The following is a 21,590-nucleotide window of genomic DNA, read 5'->3' on the forward strand; positions in this document are numbered from 1 at the left end:
ATATATGAGAGAAGTGGATAATTGCGGCTTAGCCTGTCCCCAACCGGTGATCAACACCAAAAGGGCGTTGGATGAAATAGACAGCGGTGTGGTTGTCTCCATTGTGGACAACAGTGTGGCCAAAGAAAATGTAACTAGGTTCGCTGAAAACACAGGTTGCAAGACCGAGGTGGCAGAGCAAGACGGTAAGTTTATTATTACTATTATAAAAGGGGAATTAACCCCGGAACAGCCCCTTGAAGTAAATCAGGTGTTGGAAGCAAAACCTGACGGAAATACAATTTATACAATTACCACCGATGCGTTGGGACAAGGCCCACCGGAGTTGGGTTTTGTGTTGATGAAAAGTTTTATGGTCACGCTGAAGGAGTTGGACCCAGCACCGATGGCGCTAATCTTTATGAACACTGGCGCTAAATTGGCATGTGAGGGGTCACACGTTGTAAAATTATTAGGAGAGATACAAAATAGAGGAACCGAAATGCTGGTCTGCGGTACCTGCTTAGATTATTTTAAAATCAAGGATCGGTTGTTGGTGGGTAAAGTGAGTAACATGTTTGAGATTGTTCAAAAAATGCAAACGGGAAAGGTGATCGCCATCGCTTAATTTCACAAAACAATACCGGTTTTACCCGGTATTGTTTTGTGAATAATTACCTTATTATGTATTTTAATATTGACTTTATTGCTATATTGTTGCATAATATTAAATGCGGCTTCGGGATGTAGCTCAGCTTGGTAGAGCGCTGCGTTCGGGACGCAGAGGCCGCAGGTTCAAGTCCTGTCATCCCGACCAAACCCCATTGGTAATAATACTAGTGGGGTTTATTTTTTCGGGTCTTCGGAATATATGGTGGAATGTTGTGTCAATCAATAGTAGCATAATAGTATCAATCAAATACAAGTGATACTTTGTGAAAAAATTAAAACACTGTATCGGGGTATTCGAATGATTGAATGGAAGAATTTAATATAGATCCTTGTGTAACTAACGGGCAGTTTAATGCAAAAAGTATATAAAAGAGGCAGTGGCATAACTAGCCAAAAAGTAAAGGTGGTTTCGTTTATCAAAAAAAGATAAGTGAAACCATTTTTCGTTGGGTTATTCTCATGATCAATCAGCTGATTTGAACACATTTTTAGTTAGTATAAGAGTTTTTTCATATTTGCCGTTGACTTAAACAAATTAGAAATATATAATAAAAACTATACCGAACGTTCGGTACAATTTTTATTATATAGGGGAATAACCATGCCAAAAGATGATTCTTTATTTCGTAAGCGCACATTTAGTCTTTTATTAACTGCTGGAATATTTGCCGTACTGGGGTTTAGTGTATTTTTAACAACCACCACATGGTATGCAGTGACGGTATTGGGTTCAGCGGGATCGTTAGGTTTAATCTTAATAGCCGCCACGGTACCAAGGTTAATCATGATGACTTTTGGTGGTGTTTTAGCTGACAAGTATAAAAAGACAACCATCATGTTTACCACTAATCTGATTCAAAGTTTTTTATTGTTAATATTGTTTCTTTTACTTGTTACTGATCAATTGAATTTAACTTGGTTATTAGTACTATCCGGATTGTTCGGAACCTTAGATGCCTTTTTTGGGCCAGCAAGTTCAGCTATGATTCCAAAAATCGTAAAAAAAAATCAGTTACAACAAGCTAACGCTTATTTTCAGGGTGTAGACCAGATTGCCTATATCGGTGGTCCAATACTTGCGGGATTGGTTATGGAAGTGGCAAGTATAGAATTGAGCTATTTAGTGGCTACCATTTTAGTATTCATGTCAGCGGCAATTATCTTTCCACCATTTATTAAAGAAACTGCAGTTGAAGATATCGGAAAGGCCACACCGTTACAAAATTTAAAAGATGGATTTTCTTATCTACGAAAAAGCCGTTTTCTAATGGTTGGGATTCTTACTTTGATAACGATGAATTTTTTCGTTTTTGGGGCGTTGCACATTGCCATTCCTATTCTAGTTGAATTATTTGATGGGACTCCTATTAATCTTAGCCTTTTAGAATCGTCTCAAATGGTGGGTATGTTAATTAGTACTATGATACTAAGTTTTGTTAAGATAAATAGGAAAGGGTTGGTTTCTACATTCGGTTTATTTGCTACGTTAATTACAGCTTTGATATTTAGCCAAGTATCAAACTTAATGATTCTTACGGTGATTGGATTCTTTATTGGATTTTCCATGTCATTTGTTTATATACCATTTTTTACTGCTGCACAAGAACAGACTGATAGCCGATTAATGGGAAGAGTAATGAGTATCATTTTCCTGGCTATGAATGGATTTGATCCACTTGCTTATGGTTTGGTTAGCATTCTTACCGCAATTGGTGTTAATATTCAATACGTGTTACTCGCATTTTCTTTGATCGGCTTGATTATAGCTACAACTATTGCGTTAAGAGCTAAAGACTATCTGAGGAATTAATTATATTATATAGAAGGTGGTTGAATGAGGGCAGAGAATAAGAAAGAGTTGATTTTTCAAGCTGCAGTAAAAGTAATTTCAGAAAAGGGAATCAACAATTTTTCCATTCAGAATGTCTGTGATGAAGCAAAAATTAGTAAGGGTGGCTTGATTTATCATTTCGCCTCAAAGGATGTATTAATAAAATCATTGCACGAATACATCATTGGTTATATTGAACAATTAATCATTGATGAAAGAAGTATCAGAGCAACATACACAGAATCTTATCTCCATGCCTGCCTATTGGCTTCAAAAAGCGATGAGACAAAAGCATATATGTCTTTATTTAATTACGATGTTAATGAAGAGATAAAAGTTCTTTGGGAGAAGTTTTATGAAGGGGTAGTAGAAGAGTTGTCTAAGGAACTTTCTAATGAATGGGTTACTTTAGTAGTCTTAACAACAAATGGGATATTTACTAAAGATAATTACTACTCGGAGAAGGAGCTTGAGTCTGCCTTAAATCTCTTAGTAAATTTAATAAAAACCGTTCATGGACCTGCCTATTCGTTTAAAGCGAGTAGGCTTACAAGTAAACCGTAGACGTTATAAATGTCGTGCGTGTGGCTCCACATTTTGGGAACGCCTTATATCCATTGACGAAAAGCGTAGTATGACTAAAAGGTTGTTAGAGTCCATTGAAGAACAATCCATGTCTAAGATCTTTGTGCAAGTAGCCGAAAACGTTGGTGTAGATGAAAAGACTGTTAGAAACGTTTTTAAAGATCATGTGGCATTCAAAGAACGAGAATACCGATTTGAGATTCCTAAAGGGCTTGGGATTGATGAAATACATATTATCCATAGCCCCCGTCTTGTACTGACTAATGTCGAACGCAAATACCCTTTTCCACCACAAAATCCGAATACCCATTTTTTCTTTTATATTTTTTACTTGACATGGTTATTCTAACGAGATATTATCTTAATGTTTAAATCATTTATGTAATTAATAAATTGCAATAACCTTTAAGAGGAGGGAGGTATAAATTTGCAGCATGGCATTGACCAAAGTAAAATCAAAGAATTTATTGGCTTAAATGAATCTCTGCATCGCCTTTTTCAAAACTATATGACCAAAAGACTAAATAGTACCTTATCTTTACCCCAAATGTTTTTGTTACATATCCTACTGCAGCAAGGCCCCTGTACACCATCCCATATTGCTCAATTAATGGGGGTTACATCCGGGGCCATTACCAGTTTAGCAGATCGCTTACACAAACAAAATTTAATTACCAGGGAACGCAGCGAGAGTGATCGGCGAGTGGTGATGATAACATTATCAGATGAGGGGCGGCAATTATATAACAAATTAGAGTCTGAAAGTGTTGAGCACTTAACCGCTCTCTTTAATAAATTACCAGCAGAGGATGTTGATAATTTAATTAACATTCTTTATAAAATATACGATATAATCAGTAGTTTAGAGAAAACTAATTCAGTTTAAAAGGAGAGAAAAACGTGGGCAGAAAAAAAATCTTACTGAGCTTGGTATTAATAGCTTTATTTTTGCTGATGGTGGGTTGTGGTCAGCAACCACAGCAAGCCCAAGTGGAAGAAAAAATAGTGCCGGTAGAAGTGATGGTGGCTGCTAAAACAGATTTTAACAAGCAATTGGAAGTAACTGGCGAAACCCAAGCCATCAAGGAGGTAACGGTTGCGCCGAAAAATTCTTTACCCACCAGGGTTAAAGCAATACATATACAAGTTGGTCAATCGGTTAATCAAGGATCACTGCTAATGGAATTAGATGACACCGATGCCAACAACGATTTGCGTAGGGCAGAGGCGGCCATAGACCTGAGTCAAGTTCAATTGGAATCTGCCCAAAGTAACTATGACCGTTACAAACAGTTATACGAGGCCAGTGCCATTTCCGAGGCAGATTTTGAACAGGTAGAAAATGCTCTAAAAACAGCCCAAGCCAGTCATAAGCAAGCACAGGTTAATTTAGATATTGCCAAAAATACATTAAGTGAGCTTAAAATTGTGGCGCCCATTAGTGGTAAGATCACTGCTTTGAATACTGAAGTTGGTGAGATGGTCAGCGCTCAAAGTATGGTGGCTGAAATTGCTAACTTAAATAGTTTGATTGTGAAACTTAATATCTCAGAAAACGTGATTAACAATATTTCAGTAGGACAGCAGGTGGATGTAACCATACCGTCTATTAATCAAAAGGTTACCGGAACCATAACAACCATTGCTCCCAAAGTGGACACTAGAACAAAATCCTACCCTGTGGAAGTAAAAATTCCTAACCAAGACGGTAAGGTATTAGCCGGCATGGTGGCTAAGCTGACACTTTCCACCGGCAAGGCAACCAATACCATTGTTGTCCCGGTTGATGCAGTGTTGGATGATAATGGCATCAATAAAGTATTTGTTGTTGAAAAAGGTGTCGCCAAAGAACGTGTAGTCACTGTGGGCGAGAAAAACGCAGACCAAATACAGATTCTTGAGGGCTTAGAAGGTAAAGAACAGGTAATTGTAACAGGCAATAGATTGGTTGGCGACGGACAGAAAGTGGAAGTAGTAAAAAGTCAAAGTACTGATAAGCCAGGAGTGAAGTAAGGTGAAAATAGCTAACTTTTCAGTAGATCGCCCAGTTGCCATATCCATGCTGCTTGTGGCCCTGTTAATTTTAGGTTTGGTTTCATTGCCGAGATTAGCGGTGGACTTATTCCCAGATATGGAGATTCCAGTGGTGGTGGTGGCAACAACTTATGATGGTGCCGATCCCGCCGAGGTAGAAAAGATTATTAGTAAGCCACTGGAGTCGGCGGTGGGTACTGTCAGTAATCTCGATAGTATTCAATCCATCTCATCAACTGGTATGTCGATGGTTGTGATGATGTTTAACTGGGGTACCGACATTGACAATGCAACCAATGAAGTCCGGGATAAGATAGACATGTACCGGGAGTACCTGCCGGACGGTGCTGGATCGCCAATGATTATGAAAATGGATCCCAGCAGCATGCCAATTATGGTGTATGGTGTTACCGGCAAAGACTTAGTTCAGTTAAATGATATTGCCGAAGATTCAATTAAAAGTAATTTGGAGCGGGTTGACGGCATTGCTTCGGTCCAATTGTATGGTGGCCGGGATCGAGAATTCCAAGTGCTGTTGGACAGAGCGAAAATGGAAACCTATGGCTTGACATCTAACCAAGTGTCGGCGGCCATTGCTGGAGACAACATCACCGGTACTGCTGGTTCGGTGGATCAAGGTAAAGCTAAAATGGCCATTAGGGTTGAAGGGGACTATCAATCTGTAGATGATTTGTCCACCATCGAAATTCCCCTCGGTACTGGTGGTAACATTAAGTTATCGGATATTGCAGAAATAAAGGCAGACTACAAAGAGGTTACTCAAATTGGTTATGCCAACGGAGAACAAGCTCTAGCGCTGGTTTTGTTTAAAGCATCGGGCGAAAACACCGTTCAGGTTGCTGATGCAGCAAAAGCAGAAATTGAGCGGTTAAATCAATCTTTACCCGATGGAATTAAATTAACCGAGATTATGGACACCTCCACCTTTATCACTGACTCCATTGATACTGTTGTGCATCACGCTATGATGGGTGGTATCTTGGCAATTATTATTTTGTACCTGTTCCTTAACAGTGTGCGCAGTACCATTGTGGTCATTACGGTTATGCCCTTTGCGGTAATAGCCACCTTTACCATGATGTACTTTAGTGGTCAGACGATAAACCTGTTGTCATTGGGAGGTTTAGCGTTAGGGCTAGGATCGCTGGTGGACTTTTCGGTGGTGGTTTTAGAAAGTATTTTCCGCTATCGACAAAATGATTACAATGCCATCGATGCAGCTAAGACTGGTACTGCCGAAGTGGGCAGTGCGGTGTTCGCATCGGGTATGGCACAATGTGTTGTTTTTGCACCAATGATTTTTGTGGAAGGCTTGGCAGGTATTTTGCTTGGCCCATTGGCATTGACGGTGGTTATATCGCACGTTGCAGCATTATTTGCGGCATTGACCATGACTCCAATGATGAGTTCGCGCATGTTGACAAGGGTAGCTTCCCCTGAGGAAGCTCTTCCTGAAGGTAAAACTTTAAACCCAGCGCTGTTGTTTAATAGGTTCTTCTCTAATTTAAGCAAGCGCTATGGTAAATTGCTGGCTTGGTCATTGGGTCATAGAAAAACCGTTGTTTTATTGACAATTGTCTTATTGGTGGCTAGCTTGGCACTGACGCCTTTGGTGGGGATGGAATTTATGCCTTCCATGGACCAAGGTGAATTTACCGTTTATCTTGAATTGGAACCCGGTACCAAGTTGGAAGAAACCACCAGGCTATCTAAACAAATAGAACAAACTATTGACCAACAACTGCCGGATCACCAGCTGATGTTTAGTCAAGTTGGTACCAGTGGAACCGCTGGTATGGGTACTTCAAATAGTAATGAAGCAAGCATTATGGTAAAATTACTGCCCAGTGATCAGCGAAACTATACCACCGACGAAGCGATGGAAGGCTTGCGCGGTACTTTGGGTGATATTCCTGGGGCCACCATCCGCATCCAAGCTTCAGACGGTATGAGTAGTGGTAAACCGGTGAGTATTACCATTAGCGGTGATGACCTGGATGTATTGACAGAATTAGGTGCATTGGTTGCCCAAGTGGTTGAAAACGTTGAGGGAACCCGAAACGTTACCAACTCCCTTGATGAATCCCGGGCTGAGGTACAGGTACATGTAGACCGGGAGCAAGCCTCGATGTATGGTCTATCTGCATCCCAAGTAATGTCGGCGGTACGGATCGCCTTTGATGGTCAGGTTGTTGGCTCTGTGCGCACTGGTGATGATGAAGTGGACATTCGGTTAATGTATGCCGATGATTATGATCAAACAATGGAACAATTGGAGAGCTTAATGATCACCTCTGCCACCGGGGCAAAGGTGGCGCTCAGTTCGGTGGCGGATATCGGTATCGGTGATGCACCGGTGCAAATTACCCGGTCTGACCAAGCTAGAACGGTGTCTATTGAGGCTGATATCACTGGACGGGATTTAGGTAGTATCAATAAAGATATCGAAGCACAACTCAGTAAAATGGCTTTTCCAGCCGGATACACCTATGAACTGGGTGGTCAATCAGAGGACATGGCTGAATCCTTTGTTCAATTAGGCTTAGCGCTGTTACTAGCAGTGGTGTTAGTTTATATGGTAATGGCGGCACAATTTGAATCGCTGTTCCATCCATTTATCATTATGTTTGCGCTGCCACCGACAATAGTTGGGGTTATGCTGGGATTGTTTGTGACAGGTACACCATTAAGTGTGGCTGCTTTAATTGGTTGTATCATGCTGGTGGGTATTGTGCTGAATAACTCCATTGTGCTAGTTGACTATATAAATACCCTTAGGGGCCGTGGTATTGAGCGAAACGAAGCGGTGAAACAAGCGGGCCCGATTAGATTAAGACCCATTTTGATGACCGCCATGGTTACAGTGTTGGCAATGGTGCCGCTGGCCTTTGGTACCGGTGAAGGTTCAGAGGGCATGAAACCGATGGCTGTTGTGGTTACCTTTGGTTTGACCCTTTCCACCTTGGTTACCTTGGTATTGGTGCCAGTGGTTTATACACTCTTTGATGATTTGGGCAAAAAAATCAAAGGCTTCATCGGCAAAGTAAGGCTACCAGGTAAGCAAAAGGATTTGCCAATAGATTAACAAAATGCAAACGCAGGCTCTTTGTGAACCTGCGTTTGTATATTTTGGTACTTTAATAAAACAGATTTTAGGAATATTAACACGATAAAGTTTTCTTTGTGGACATTATCTGATAAAATAATAAAATATAAATTTTTATAATAATCAACCATCATAAATGGAGGTTAAATTAAAATGCATAAGATAGTTCACAAGCAGGTGTTGTCGCCTGTTATCAAGCTGTTTGAGGTTGAAGCACCAAAACTGGCGGCTAAAGCTAGGGCGGGACAGTTTTTTATCCTGAGACTACATGACCAGGGCGAGAGAATCCCCTTAACCATTGCCGATTATGATCGAGAAAAAGGCACCATTACCACCATCTTTCAGGAGGTGGGATACACAACCAAACAAATGGGACAGTTAAATGAAGGGGATAGCATAAAAGATATCGTTGGTCCTTTGGGTGAGCCCACTGAAATTGAGAATTATGGCACCGTTATTTGTGTTGGTGGTGGTGTTGGGGTTGCCCCAATCCATCCCATTGCGAAAGCCTTGAAGGAGGCCGGCAACAAAGTAATTACAATAATTGGTGCCCGCAATAAGGAACTATTATTTTGGGAAGAGAAAATGGCTGCCGTCAGCGATAAACTTATAGTTTGTACTGATGATGGCAGTTACGGCCACAAGGGCTTTGTCACCGAAATGGTTAAACAAGTGGCTGCAGAACAAGAAATTAATCGACTTTGGGCCATAGGACCAATGCCAATGATGCGAGCAATGGCCGCCACCACTAAGCCGCTGGGGATTAAAACCATTGTAAGCTTAAACCCCATTATGGTTGATGGCACAGGCATGTGTGGTGCCTGTCGAGTTAGCGTCGGTGGCGAAACCAAATTCGCCTGTGTAGATGGGCCTGAGTTTGATGCCCATTTAGTGGACTTTGATTTAGCAATGCGGCGAGTGGCGTACTATAAAGATGAAGAAAAAAGAGCAGCAGCAAAAGGAATGTGCGGTAGAGAGGAGGCTGAATAAATGACACCGGTGATGACTAAACACGAAATGCCAACTCAAGACCCCAAGGAGCGGGTGAATAATTTTAACGAAGTGGCGTTAGGATATGACGAACAGACAGCATTAACGGAAGCTAGCCGCTGTCTGAATTGTAAAAAACCAAAATGTATGGAAGGATGCCCAGTGGAGGTGCCCATTCCGGAATTTATCAGCAGCATTAAAGAGGGAGATTTTGCTGGTGCCATTAAAAAAATTAAAACTAAAAACAGTTTACCGGCAGTTTGTGGTCGGGTTTGCCCCCAGGAAAACCAGTGTGAAAAATACTGCATCCTAGGTAAAAAGGGAGATCCGGTGGGTATCGGTCGGCTGGAGCGATTTGTTGCCGACTATGAGTTGTTACACGGAGGTGAGCCAATAGAAAAGGCTGCTCCCACTGGCAAGCGGGTGGCAGTTGTGGGTTCGGGGCCTGCCGGCCTAACCGCCGCTGGCGATTTAGCTAAAATGGGACATCATGTCACTGTTATGGAAGCCCTTCATGTGGCCGGTGGAGTGTTGATGTATGGTATTCCCGAGTTTAGATTGCCAAAGGATAAAGTTGTCCAGAAAGAGATTGAAAAAATTAAAGAACTTGGGGTAGAAATTAAAACTAACTATGTGGTTGGTCAACTCGATTCAATCGATGAACTGCTGGCCGAAGGCTATGATGCGGTGTTTATTGGTACCGGGGCAGGATTGCCATACTTTATGAATATACCTGGGGAAAATCTCAATGGTGTTTACTCTGCCAATGAATTTTTAACCAGAACAAATTTAATGAAGGCCTATCAATTCCCTGAGCACGATACCCCCATTAAAGTGGGTGAGCGGGTGGCTGTAATTGGGGCTGGCAACGTAGCCATGGACGCAGCTCGCACTGCTTTGCGGTTGGGTGCCAAGGAATCCTATATTGTATATCGGCGGTCGGAAAAGGAAATGCCCGCCAGGCATGAAGAAATTGAGCATGCTCAAGAGGAGGGTGTAAAGTTTGCGCTATTAACCAGCCCGGTTGAATTTTTAGGGGATGAAAATGGCAATCTCAAGGCTATGAAATGTGTTAAATATCAGCTGGGTGAGCCAGATGCCTCGGGGCGCTGCCGGCCAGTGCCGATAGCGGGTTCAGAATACGAGATGGCGGTGGACAATGTGGTGCTGGCCTTGGGACAAGGCCCCAACCCACTGGTGCCCAGAACAACTCCCGGGTTGGAATTAACCAAAAAGGGTAATATCGTTGCCAATGAAGAAACCGGTGAGACATCGAAACCAGGGGTTTTTGCCGGCGGTGATATAGTAACAGGAGCAGCGACGGTGATTAAAGCAATGGGCGCAGGTAAAAAGGCCGCACGGGCAATTAATGATTATTTACAAAGCAAGTAATCTAGTCTTAACCCGGTACTGATTAGTGCCGGGTTATTTTATCACCAATATAACCATAATAATGAATAAAGATTACATGGGAGATTGATAAAAATGGAGCTTATATCTGCGATTAAAAATCGCCGTAGCGTTCGTAAATTTATTGATCAAGCGGTGCCAAAGGAAATAATTCAAGAACTGATAGACTTGGCGGTTTGGGCACCAAGCGCCACTAACAAACAACCTTGGGGATTCCTTGTCGTTGACGACCGGGAATATTTATTACAGTTATCAGAAGAAATAAAAAAGGGATTATTGCAGGATATTGATCAAAATTGCCACCTTAAACCATACAAAGAAATGTTAGCAAAGGATGGTTATCATATTTTCCATAACGCACCGGTTTTAGTGGCCATTTACGGCAATGCCAGCGAAAGTTCCTGGTACATAAATGATTGTTCGTTAGCGGCACAAAATTTTATGTTGGCAGCCTATGGTAAAGGCTTAGTAACCTGTTGGACCGGCTTTGCTCAAAAGTTATTAAACTCAACGGAATTTAAGCAAAAACACGGCATTCCTGTTGGTTATCAAATAGTGGCGCCAATAATTTTAGGTTACCCGGAAAAATTTCCAAGTCAAGGTTTAGCCCGCAAGGATTATCCAATATTTAGATAGAAAGTAGTGATTGGCATTAAAGAAAAAACTGTAAAGGAATTAATGATACCGCTGGAACAGTATTCAAAGGTTAGTCCGGATGATACTGTTGCTGACGCGGTTAAAATATTGATTAATTCCTATAGAAATACCGGATTACACCACCGCACAGTGTTGGTGGTTTCTGGAACTAGGCTGGTGGGGCTGTTAACAATGAGAAATTTGCTGGCATCACTTGATCCCGCCCTCTTTAGTGATCGCTATTTGGATGAGAATTATTGGGTTGAAATAACACCGGCAGTTGAACTTCTGGCCCTTGAAGAACTCTTTACTGAGCGGTGTCGGAAAAATTGTTGTAAAAAAGTTGGGGCAATTATGCAACCCTTAGATCTCATCACCATTGAGCATAACGCATCGCTGTTAAAAGCCATACATTTAATGGTGAAAAATCATATTAATTTGTTACCAGTAATGAATGGTGAAGACGTGATTGGTACCATCAGAATGGTGGAAATAGTTGAGGAGGTACACAATTTAATTTTAGAAATGCCTGAATGTAATATCTGATTTTAACACTTTGAGCTAATAAAAAAGCTGGCCCTAGGCCGGCTTTTTTATTTTGTGCGCAGTAATAAATACATATAACCTACATACAAGGTATTTATATACATTACTTTGATTTGCCTCTGAAGCCTTGTCATTAGATAGCTTGGAGTGAGTATGTGTGCGGCCTTTGCAAAAGCACAATATAACAAACTTTACATTTGTAAAGTGATAATTTACAAACGAGAATCGACATAATATACAATCTTTTTATGTATAGCATATATATTAATTTACTCTATAAAATTAAGTAAAATTTTTGAAGGAATATTGCAATGGACATAGAAGTGTAAGTTAAGTGAATTATTCAAAAAATTAAAATATTACGGGAGAAGGGATCTCTGTGGTACTAGATCAGTTGTCTATTCTCTTACACGAGATTGTAAAGGAAAAAATGTCGGTGGAGCCTTGGGAGCCAATAATAAAAAGAATAGATCAATCTAGGTTAGCTGAGCTGGATCTTGACAACCTGCAATTTCAAGTTTTTCAAAAGACCGCAGCAGACTGCCGGTTGATGGAACTGTTTCCAGGGCCGATAGTTTTGTTAGACCATGAAGGAGTTGTGGTTTTTGCTAATTCATCGGCTTTAGCTTGGGTTGGTAAAAGCTATAATGAAGTGAACGGAGAATTTATAGGCGATCTTTTTTCAGATCGCAGGCGGTTAAAATATAAAGGTCAGTTTTTAAGTCCAACCATTGAAGTTTGGGCCAAGAAAAAGGAATGTTTTCTTGAAAAGTGCTATGTCACCACTGCTTTATTATCCAGTCCGGTACCGGTGGAAATAACCACAAAAAATATAATAGATAATGATGAAATATATTCAGCAGTGGTTATTTTCAACAGGTTTTCCGCCGGTAATTTTGATACCGAAATAATGTGTATGTACACTGAATTATTGGCAGATAGCCCGGAATTATTGTTATATTTTTCACAATACATATCAGGACTGGATGTATATACCCGGGGCCATTGCAAAAATGTGGCGGAGTACGCAGGTGTATTGGGGATGGAAATAGGTTTAACCAACAAAGAAATGGAAGAATTATATATTGCCAGCATGTTGCATGATATCGGCAATTTAGCGGTATCACCAAAGGTGTTATATAAAAAAGGAAAGCTAATACCAGCAGAAATGCTGGAAATACAAATACACCCCTTAGCTGGTTCTGATATACTGGAAGAAATGTCTGTATTTCGCGAGCTTTCGCCCTATGTTAGACATCATCATGAAAGGTATGATGGTACGGGGTATCCGGGTAAACTAAAGGGTACAGAGATTCCTCTGTTGTCTAGAATTATTGCCATTGCTGACGCCTTTGATGCCATGACTTCATATCGTCCCTATCGGCAAAAACTTACTCTGCGCCAAGTGAGAGAGGAACTGATAAATAATGCCGGTACCCAATTTGATCCGAACTTGGTAGATATTGCTATTTATTTAATAGATGTTGGTAAGTTGAAACCATCAAAGTATTGTTCCATTTCAGATGTTGGTTAGGAGATAACTGCTTGCAGAACAAAACTTCATTCTTAAAGAAAAAAGGCATTGAAATATCGGTGCAAAGATATTTTATAGACGGTTTAGGGGCCATGGCGCTGGGGTTATTTGCTTCCCTACTTATTGGTGTGATTATAAAAACACTGGGGGAGCAACTACATATAGAAATGTTGAAAAATGTTGGTGCACTGGCTATGAATGACAACCTGGTTGGAGCAACCATCGGTGTGGCGGTAGCCTATGGTTTAAAAGCGCCACCGTTAGTGATGTTTGCTTCTGCCGTTGCCGGTGCAGCAGGGTATTTAATGGGTGGTCCGGCAGGTAGCTTTATAGCCACGGTAATAGGTGCAGAGTTCGGTAAATTGGTAAGCAAAGAAACCCCCGTCGATATTATTATTACTCCGCTAACCGTTATTTTAATTGGTTATGCTGCCGCCGGTACGGTGGGGCCGGTGATTAGCTATGGCATGAAGGAATTAGGCAATTTTATAGAATGGGCCACTGAACTGCAACCTATTCCCATGGGAATTATTGTGGCGGTGGTAATGGGGCTGGCTTTAACAGCACCAATAAGCAGTGCCGCGTTAGCCATTATGATGGAATTGAGTGGTATTGCAGCCGGTGCAGCGACGGTGGGATGCGCTGCCCAAATGGTGGGTTTTGCGGTGGCAAGTTATCGAGAAAACGGATTAGACGGCATATTGGCCCAGGGTTTAGGCACTTCGATGCTACAAATAGGTAATATAGTGAAGAACCCTTGGATATTATTACCGCCTACTGTAGCTGGGGCCATTTTGGGTCCCTTTAGTACCACCATATTTAAGATGACTAACCTTCATTTAGGTGCGGGGATGGGCACAGCTGGCTTGGTGGGTCAATTTACCACTATCACTGCCATGGGATTAAGTACCAATGTGCTGTTAAAAATTCTACTTCTACATTTTGTTGCACCGGGGATAATAGCTTTGGCTGTGGCAACATATATGTACAAAATTGGTTTTATTAAAGATGGAGATATGAAATTAGATTTATAAAAGTAAAAATGCCGGGAAAGAAGCGTTCACTTAGGGATTGAAGAAAAACTTAAATGAACAGCTTCAAGCGGGGCAAAAAAGACCACATAAGAGTTTTTATACTCCTGTGTGGTCTTTTTAACATTCAGCTAATTTTGTCCCAATAGTTCTATAATTAATAGTTTATCTGCAATATCCTTAATAAAATGAGGAATTTCCTCTATATGTTGTGCAATAGCTTTAGCTTTTCCTGGCTTTGAAGAAATATGATATTTTTCAGAAATAGTTTGTTCCATTGAAGTATAATCCTCTATTGCTGTACGCAAATAGGATTCAAAGTCTTTACCGAAGTATGCATAATCGGCTCTAACAATACAATTTTCAGTTTCTGTATCCCATTCTTCTTCGCAAAAGATGCCATTAAACACATCCCTAGTCTTTGATGCATTCCTGTCACAATCAAATATAGCATAACAATTATAACCGTATGCTTTAAATAACCTCCAGTACAAGGGGATTGCATCCTTACCGCGACAATTAACAATTTCGGTTCCATGTTCAGCTAAAGAATACCCACTACGTTTCAAATACACTGGCAGAGCAAAATATTCAGTAGCTCCCTCCACTAAAATGATTGTTTCGGCAAACATTCCTTTTAACTGGTCTGAAAATAGTTTTGTCGAGTAAAAATCAACTATATTTTCTGGTGACACACAATTCTCTGGAACACCTGACCCTATACAAAAATCGCAAAGTTGCTGAGCGGATAGTTGTATTGCTTTAGTAACTCCACCCTCTTTATGTACTCGAACAAGTCCGTCTAAGTATTCTGCATCTATGAATTCTGCGGAATGTGTTGAAATGATTACTTGAATACCACATGAACACATATCCACAACATATTCCTTTAACCATCTTTGAGCTAAGGGATGAAGATGGGCTTCTGGTTCTTCAATAATCAACACAAAGTTTTCACCAGTGAATACTTCCATATATGCTTTAACAAAAGCCATTAATAAGACTTGCTGTTCACCAGTGCCGAATTCTTCAAATCCACGAATATTATCTCCCTCTTTTGCATAGATCCGAAGTGACTTTGCATAATTGTTTGGATCATAGGCTGAAAAATCCACAGCCAATGAATGAACAAACCCTTTTACCGCTCCCTTTAGAGCTTCAGAAAATCGATTAAAAAAACCAGAGAATTCATCAGTCTGTTCAAAGGATGCTGTAATTTGATTAAAGGCTTGTGATAATTCATCTTTATGCTCTGTACTTAAGGCTTCATGTATCTTCTTTGAAAACTTGCTTAACAGAGAGTAGCTACTACTATAATTAAAAGCACTCTGGATATTTCTTTCAGCATCAATCAAGTAAGATTGACAAGCGGAACGCTCTTCATTTTTTATATATAACCTATTTCCATTAACATCGTGAAAAAGATTATTATTAGCCTGTCCATTATAATTATAACTTATAGTTATCACATCATGTCCATTCCCTCTACTATCATAATGTAAAGGCTCAGAAAATTTAGCAGTTATCTGTGCGGTAGGATATTCACTTTGATTACGTTTAAAGTAATCACTTTCCAACATCTCAATATTTGTTGGATACCTTTCACCAAGTAATCTATTTATAGCTGATAATATATTAGATTTTCCTGCGTTATTCGGTCCAAATAGGACAAGTGGCTTATTTTGAGGAAGTTTAAGAGCCACTTTTTCTATCGACCGATAATGTTTAATTAAAAATGCTTCTAACCTCAATCTTTCACCCCCCTAAATTAAATTACTCTGCCAATACTTCCTTAATAATCTGAGCCATCTGTTTGTTGTTTAACTGATCACGGAAATAAACAGTGTATCCATCTTTCGAGAGCATATCAAAGAAAACACGAGCACAATCAATTTTTGCTTTTTCTGTACCACGTAAGTCGGATTTATTTTCTACGTCTTTTGTTTCGACTACAATGTTAAGCTCTTTCTCACCGGAAGCCTTTCTTACAACATACATGAAGTCTGGACTGTACATTCCACCGGTAATAGTTGGTATGGCAATGCTGCTACGTGGAATTTTTCCATATACAATGACTTCTTCGATGTCCGACATAATATTTTTTTGTTCCAACGGTGAGTCATAAGCGAAAGCATCATATAAATACTTCTCACTTGGAGTTCCCGGAACTATCTTTGTGCCAATACGTCCCTGCGCAATATCTTCACGTGGAGAACCGTCTGAATAGGTGAGTGCTGTTGCACCAACAGGCGTATTGCTTTTTGCATAATGGAATCGACCTTGCAAATTATTGCTTCTCCAGTCATGAAATTGTTGGATAAACATGCTGACAGAATTTTCATTAATACGTTCTGGATTTATAGTTCCATTCCTCTTAACATACTCACACAATGCCTCATGCAATACTTTAATTGGAATGTTTGTAGCATTTGTGATCCTCTTAAGAAATTCATTGTAGGGAATAGGTTTGGATACTATATATTGGGCACCTGTATCTGAAACAATCATCATCTGTGAGCCATCGCTCTTAACGATATCTCTGGAGCTAGTCATGACAACGTCTGTAAAAACACCGGGTTTTTCCAGCAAAGATAAAACAACTTTAGCCATATCAGCATCCAGATCATCATCATAGAAAAGTAGGTATCGTTGATTGATTGCTTCCCATAATTCGCGTATTTCACTGTAAACAGCTTTGCGGATTTTTACAGGTCTTGGTTTTGCTACATTTCGGTCTTTTACCTTACCTGAAGACAATCCTGTAGCAAAGTCCGGGTATTCTGCAAAGAAAGCGTCCCTTGTATCGGGTTTTATATTTAATCGCCTGTCTATGTAATGTTTATCATATAGTGCATCAAAAAGTTCATCTGAAGTCATGCCAAGCTTCTTGGCCACTTGTTCCAATCTTTCTTCGCTAATAGAAGAAGCTTGTGGAATTTCTCCGTTTATTTGGTCTATTAATCGTTTAGCAAAGTCTGCCTCTGTGAAGTCGACAATATAATTAAGCTGGAATTCTTCATTGGAGATTCGATTACCATTCTCATCTACAGGCAGTCGTAAACCTCGTCCAACCTCTTGCAGTTTACTGTTTTCACTTCCACTAGAACGAAGTTTAGCTATCGTAAATACATTAGGGTTATCCCAGCCCTCTTTAAGTGTCCATTTTGAAAATAGAAAACGTAAAGTGTTATAGCTACCGTCTTTATTCTTGAAAGAGAGAAGGTGTTTTTTTCCATGAAGGATAGTTTCTACTTCTTTTGCTATATCTTCATCCGAATCGCTATTGTCCTGTGAAAAATAGCCTGCATGGCAAGCAGAAATATCTGCAAGACTTGCTTCCAGATATGCCCGATATTCAGTATCATGCTCACTGAGGGTAGATAGCACCGATTCTATCCGTTCCTTAAGCAATCTCTCAAAAGCTTGTAATAGATAAGGGGTTTTACCTTCCTCGTTTGGTCGATATGATGATATATCATCGATAAAAAATAATGCCAATGTCTTGATCTTGAAATTGCGACCACAGAAGTTTATTTTTTCTGTTTCAAAATGACGCTCAAGGGCAAGACGCATCATCTGCTCTTGATAAGAGGTCATATAGATATCCACATCCAATTCCTCACCAGTTGACTTTTGAATACCATTAGAAAACTCAACTGTTGATTTGCCAATAGCATGAACCGTAATTCCCTCGAAAGCTTCATTAATGATAGATAGTGAATCTCCAGTTTTAAGAGTAAATGTTTTAGTCGATTCATCACGCTTTTTATACTGAAAGGTAACAGAATCCTTGCTTGTGATGGAAGTGATTTTCACCTTTTCTTCACGCTTGGATACCGGTTCAAAATGCTCCTTCGTTACTCCCTTTATCAAATTTTGATTAAAAGATTCACAGGCATTTAAATCATAGAGCAGGTTTTGGTAGTCTTTTACGGTTATTTTGTTTTTTCCACGTCCACTTGTAGTTTCAGGGAAGGTAGCACCAAAGCGTATAATACACTGTGGTTTTATTTCATCAACGATAACCTTAAATGCCTTCTGGTCACGAGAAAATCTGTGTGGCTCATCAATAATAACAACAGGGTTTGTTGCACGAATAGCATCAAGTGGTCTATAAAAACCTTCTACTCCATAATCATAGTCGTCACGGCTAAGCATACCATTTGATCGGACAACAAGTAGTTGCATATTAACTAATAATACATAAATCTTCTTCGTGTTCTGGCAAGAACCTTTTACAAAGTCGCTCACAACACTCGGGAAATAAGAGCGCCCCTTTTTCTTGTTTTTTGGCGCTTCTAGTACTCCAACCTCAATTTCTGTACCATAGCCACAAACATCGGAAAAATGTCGCTTTACATATTCATCACGCAAAAACTGTGCAGTTCCTGCTTTAATCGCAAGTGAAGGTACAGCGATAATAAACTTATTAAGTCCGTAACGTTTATGAAGCTCATATATAGTATGAGTATAAACGTAAGTCTTTCCTGTACCGGTTTCCATTTTAATATCAATATTCAAGCAGTCATCAATAGGCATACTGCTTCGATATTCTGAAGGTATATTTTTTTGAATTTCTCTAATATTTGCAGCTAGTTTAGGATCAGAAAGAGAAATGCTTGGATTTTCATAAAATTGTACAGGAGAAGTTATCTGTACCCCATTCAAAGCAGCACTTATTGCATCTACAGCTTTTTGTTGGTGTGGTAATCCTCGTTGTAGGATAAGTTCCATAACATACCCTCCAATCAATAACGGATATCGAAGTTGATACGCAAGTTTTTCTCTGTATCCTTCAACCGTTTCAAATTAATTTTTAAAGCTTCCATTTCCGTCCATGTAAAACTATAACCGAATAACACCACGTTCTCAGGATTAAAGCTGCCGTCAGTTTCATATTTTACTACAATGGATTCAATCGCCTTATTAGACAATTCCGGGTCAATTAGGTAAAGATGTTTTCCTATATAATAGCCATTGTATCCAGCAAAATTTAACTCCTCAGCATCTGCTGTAAGTCCATATCCATCTCTAACAAGCCACGTTGCAAGGACGGTAGGTTTTCCAAAATCACTAAGAATGTCTTTGTCAGCAAATAATTTATTTTCAGTAGGGTCAAACTTTTCAAGCTTGTCTAGAGTGTTTTGCTCAGGCTCAACCAATGTATAGTGCTTAAAGCCAAGATCCGCTGTTGTATCTGGATAATCTTCCTTTATTTCAGTTGCTGCACGTCTTATTCGTTCCATGCCAATTTCATCGATAGTTTTATAACCAGCTTTTTCAGCATCACTGTTTGGAAGAACAGGTTCGGGGATTTGCACCATAATAAACTTCCTACGGCCACTATCCTCAGCATTTAACTGCATTACAGAATGTGCTGTTGTAGCAGATCCTGAAAAAAAGTCAACAATTATATCATCCTCATTCATTCCAACTTTAATTAAATCGGAAATTAATGAAAGTGGCTTAGGAAAGGAGAAAATTTTACCTCCCAACAGCTCCTCGACTTCAGCGGTTCCACGTCTACTGGAATACTTTGTGTCAGATAAAATGCTACGAATTAATTTTTCATTATGACGCATCTTTTGTACTATGCGATATTCGTCTGAATTTGTTCGGTAGCCGATAATCTCTTGATTCATATACCTTCTTGCTTTTTCTTTTCCCCATCTCCAAACAAACTGAACATTGTTTCTTAACGACTTCGGTGGATATATTTCAATAGAATTATCTCTTTCTTCTAATCCAATTTTAAAGAATCCATCCTCACAAGGTTCATCAAGGTATAAATAAAATGGATAAAATAAGTTAGGACGGTTTCCTTTATGAAAAGCTTCATTACTATTATATAGAGGATGAATATTAAATCCCCCTTTGTCATCTATGTATTTAAAATTCTTATCTGTATCCGGTAACATGTTAGTTTCTGTTTCTTCATTATTCTTTACATAGAAAAGACAGTATTCATGCATTTTACCTATATGTCCGTAGTCACGTGCATTTGGTGTTGAATTAATGACAAAATTTCCAACAAAATTTTCTTCGCCAAAAACATCATCACATAGTAATTTTAAGTTATGACATTCATTGTCATCAATACTAATATAGATTACACCATTATCTTTAAGTAAATCTCGAGCAAGTAAAAGGCGCGGGTACATAAACATCAACCAAGCAGAATGAGAAGCCGAACCACGTTTTGTTAAGTCTAAAATACGTTGTGCCTGTTCTTCGCTAATACTTAGTTTTTCCGAAAGTTCTTCCACAGTAAAATTGAACTGGTCATTATACACAAATCCATCTGTTCCAGTGTTATAAGGTGGATCAATATAAATGCATTTAACTTGACGTGAATAGGACTTCAAGAGATGCTTTAACCCATCAAGATTGTCGCCACTTATGTAGATATTTTCACTGTTCATATTTTCTGGTTTTGAGTTATGTTCCTCGTCCGGCACAACAACTGTTGTAGTATCAATTGAAGCCAGCAATCGGGCATAGTTTTTACCCAAAAACTTAAGTTCATAACCCTCTCCCGTTACAGCAATCTTATCACTTAAAAATTCCTTAAACCGCTCAATATCAAAGGACCCATCTGCCTTAAAACATGAGGGGAAATTTTCTTTTAATACAGCCATTTCTCGACTGTTCGGTGTTGCACTATCATTGGCATTCATAATATCCTTAATCATTGTTATCATTCACCTTGCCTTTCTCAATTTTATCAGGTACAAACTCTAAAATATCACAAATGTCACATTCTAAAGCTGTGCATATTTTTTGAAGTATTTCTGTATTTACATTTTCGTTTCTGCCAAGCTTTGTGATAGTTGCCGAGCTAACACCGGAAAGGCGTTGCAAATCTTTCTTTTTCATATTCTTATCAATTAGCAGCTTCCATAGCTTGTTATAATGTATTGCCATTTTTTGCACCTCCCACAAATATTAATAATTATATCACAAAAACACGCTATAAACAGTATAAATTTTTAATCTCACATTATTTTTCGTCTATTTCAATCACAATTTTCTATTTATGCATTTAATCAAAGGGGTTCAAATCAAGACTTTTAGACAAAAAAGTCTGTAAGTCTATTTGTAAAACCAAAGGCAAAGTTATAACATTAATCTTTCTTAAACTAAATATCACTTCCGCTCAAATTTGAGCAAAAGCATAAGCATTACAGCAGTCTTTACCGGAAAAAAGACAGGCTG

17 protein-coding genes and 1 tRNA gene are annotated in these 21,590 nt (G+C 39.4%); 14 read left to right on the plus strand and 4 right to left on the minus strand.

Going from position 1 to position 21,590, the window contains the following annotated elements:
- Positions 1-4 precede the first annotated feature (4 nt).
- From yedF to V6C27_03640, 14 genes are all read left to right on the plus strand, one after another.
- Positions 5-607 (plus strand): sulfurtransferase-like selenium metabolism protein YedF, encoded by a 603-nt coding sequence (gene yedF / locus V6C27_03575; protein MEG6615506.1) that lies wholly within the window; start codon positions 5-7, stop codon positions 605-607.
- A 112-nt stretch (positions 608-719) separates the two neighbouring features.
- Positions 720-796, plus strand: a tRNA-Pro gene (locus V6C27_03580).
- A gap of 456 nt (positions 797-1,252) precedes the next feature.
- On the plus strand, positions 1,253-2,461 hold the full coding sequence (locus V6C27_03585) for an MFS transporter (GenBank protein MEG6615507.1): 1,209 nt from the start codon (positions 1,253-1,255) through the stop codon (positions 2,459-2,461).
- Between the two features lie 24 nt (positions 2,462-2,485).
- Positions 2,486-3,046, plus strand: coding sequence for a TetR/AcrR family transcriptional regulator (locus V6C27_03590; GenBank protein MEG6615508.1), 561 nt, complete (start codon positions 2,486-2,488; stop codon positions 3,044-3,046).
- Complete coding sequence (locus V6C27_03595) at positions 2,997-3,416, plus strand: helix-turn-helix domain-containing protein (protein MEG6615509.1); 420 nt, start codon at positions 2,997-2,999, stop codon at positions 3,414-3,416. Before V6C27_03590 ends, V6C27_03595 begins: the two co-directional genes overlap by 50 nt.
- A 78-nt stretch (positions 3,417-3,494) precedes the next feature.
- The gene (locus V6C27_03600) at positions 3,495-3,953 is read left to right on the plus strand and encodes a MarR family transcriptional regulator (GenBank protein ID MEG6615510.1); all 459 of its coding nucleotides are present in this window, start codon (positions 3,495-3,497) and stop codon (positions 3,951-3,953) included.
- A gap of 14 nt (positions 3,954-3,967) precedes the next feature.
- A complete protein-coding gene (locus V6C27_03605; GenBank protein ID MEG6615511.1) occupies positions 3,968-5,080 on the plus strand; it encodes an efflux RND transporter periplasmic adaptor subunit in 1,113 nt (370 codons plus the stop codon).
- A gap of 1 nt (position 5,081) precedes the next feature.
- Positions 5,082-8,207, plus strand: a complete 3,126-nt coding sequence (locus tag V6C27_03610; protein MEG6615512.1) for an efflux RND transporter permease subunit — start codon at positions 5,082-5,084, stop codon at positions 8,205-8,207.
- Positions 8,208-8,381: 174 nt separating this feature from the next.
- Positions 8,382-9,218, plus strand: a complete 837-nt coding sequence (locus V6C27_03615) for a sulfide/dihydroorotate dehydrogenase-like FAD/NAD-binding protein (protein MEG6615513.1) — start codon at positions 8,382-8,384, stop codon at positions 9,216-9,218.
- On the plus strand, positions 9,219-10,610 hold the full coding sequence (gene gltA / locus V6C27_03620; protein ID MEG6615514.1) for an NADPH-dependent glutamate synthase: 1,392 nt from the start codon (positions 9,219-9,221) through the stop codon (positions 10,608-10,610).
- Positions 10,611-10,703: 93 nt separating this feature from the next.
- Positions 10,704-11,264 (plus strand): nitroreductase, encoded by a 561-nt coding sequence (locus V6C27_03625; protein ID MEG6615515.1) that lies wholly within the window; start codon positions 10,704-10,706, stop codon positions 11,262-11,264.
- A gap of 6 nt (positions 11,265-11,270) precedes the next feature.
- Positions 11,271-11,810: a CBS domain-containing protein gene (locus tag V6C27_03630; protein ID MEG6615516.1), complete on the plus strand. Its 540-nt coding sequence runs from the start codon at positions 11,271-11,273 to the stop codon at positions 11,808-11,810.
- 379 nt (positions 11,811-12,189) lie between these two features.
- Positions 12,190-13,344, plus strand: coding sequence for an HD domain-containing phosphohydrolase (locus V6C27_03635; GenBank protein ID MEG6615517.1), 1,155 nt, complete (start codon positions 12,190-12,192; stop codon positions 13,342-13,344).
- Between the two features lie 11 nt (positions 13,345-13,355).
- Positions 13,356-14,378 (plus strand): PTS sugar transporter subunit IIC, encoded by a 1,023-nt coding sequence (locus V6C27_03640; GenBank protein ID MEG6615518.1) that lies wholly within the window; start codon positions 13,356-13,358, stop codon positions 14,376-14,378.
- A 128-nt stretch (positions 14,379-14,506) separates the two neighbouring features.
- Here V6C27_03640 and V6C27_03645 read toward each other — a convergent pair whose 3' ends face one another.
- The 4 genes from V6C27_03645 to V6C27_03660 are packed head-to-tail and all read right to left on the minus strand — an operon-like array spanning position 14,507 to position 21,299.
- Positions 14,507-16,126: an AAA family ATPase gene (locus V6C27_03645; protein MEG6615519.1), complete on the minus strand. Its 1,620-nt coding sequence runs from the start codon at positions 16,124-16,126 to the stop codon at positions 14,507-14,509.
- Between the two features lie 22 nt (positions 16,127-16,148).
- A complete protein-coding gene (locus V6C27_03650) occupies positions 16,149-19,109 on the minus strand; it encodes a type III restriction-modification system endonuclease (protein ID MEG6615520.1) in 2,961 nt (986 codons plus the stop codon).
- 14 nt (positions 19,110-19,123) lie between these two features.
- Complete coding sequence (locus V6C27_03655) at positions 19,124-21,067, minus strand: site-specific DNA-methyltransferase (protein ID MEG6615521.1); 1,944 nt, start codon at positions 21,065-21,067, stop codon at positions 19,124-19,126.
- On the minus strand, positions 21,060-21,299 hold the full coding sequence (locus V6C27_03660; protein MEG6615522.1) for a helix-turn-helix transcriptional regulator: 240 nt from the start codon (positions 21,297-21,299) through the stop codon (positions 21,060-21,062). Before V6C27_03660 ends, V6C27_03655 begins: the two co-directional genes overlap by 8 nt.
- Between the last annotated feature and the right edge of the window lie 291 nt (positions 21,300-21,590).

The organism is Peptococcaceae bacterium 1198_IL3148 (assembly GCA_036763105.1).
Lineage (GTDB): Bacteria > Bacillota > Desulfotomaculia > Desulfotomaculales > Desulfohalotomaculaceae > JBAIYS01.

Excerpts from the sequence above, each read along its gene's own strand:
- V6C27_03595 (MEG6615509.1), top strand. The coding sequence starts at position 2,997 with ATGGACCTGCCTATTCGTTTAAAGCGAGTAGGCTTACAAGTAAACCGT.
- V6C27_03650 (MEG6615520.1), bottom strand. The coding sequence starts at position 19,109 with ATGGAACTTATCCTACAACGAGGATTACCACACCAACAAAAAGCTGTA.
- yedF (MEG6615506.1), top strand. The coding sequence starts at position 5 with ATGAGAGAAGTGGATAATTGCGGCTTAGCCTGTCCCCAACCGGTGATC.
- V6C27_03585 (MEG6615507.1), top strand. The coding sequence starts at position 1,253 with ATGCCAAAAGATGATTCTTTATTTCGTAAGCGCACATTTAGTCTTTTA.
- gltA (MEG6615514.1), top strand. The coding sequence starts at position 9,219 with ATGACACCGGTGATGACTAAACACGAAATGCCAACTCAAGACCCCAAG.
- V6C27_03655 (MEG6615521.1), bottom strand. The coding sequence starts at position 21,067 with ATGATTAAGGATATTATGAATGCCAATGATAGTGCAACACCGAACAGT.
- V6C27_03660 (MEG6615522.1), bottom strand. The coding sequence starts at position 21,299 with ATGGCAATACATTATAACAAGCTATGGAAGCTGCTAATTGATAAGAAT.
- V6C27_03625 (MEG6615515.1), top strand. The coding sequence starts at position 10,704 with ATGGAGCTTATATCTGCGATTAAAAATCGCCGTAGCGTTCGTAAATTT.
- V6C27_03590 (MEG6615508.1), top strand. The coding sequence starts at position 2,486 with ATGAGGGCAGAGAATAAGAAAGAGTTGATTTTTCAAGCTGCAGTAAAA.
- V6C27_03615 (MEG6615513.1), top strand. The coding sequence starts at position 8,382 with ATGCATAAGATAGTTCACAAGCAGGTGTTGTCGCCTGTTATCAAGCTG.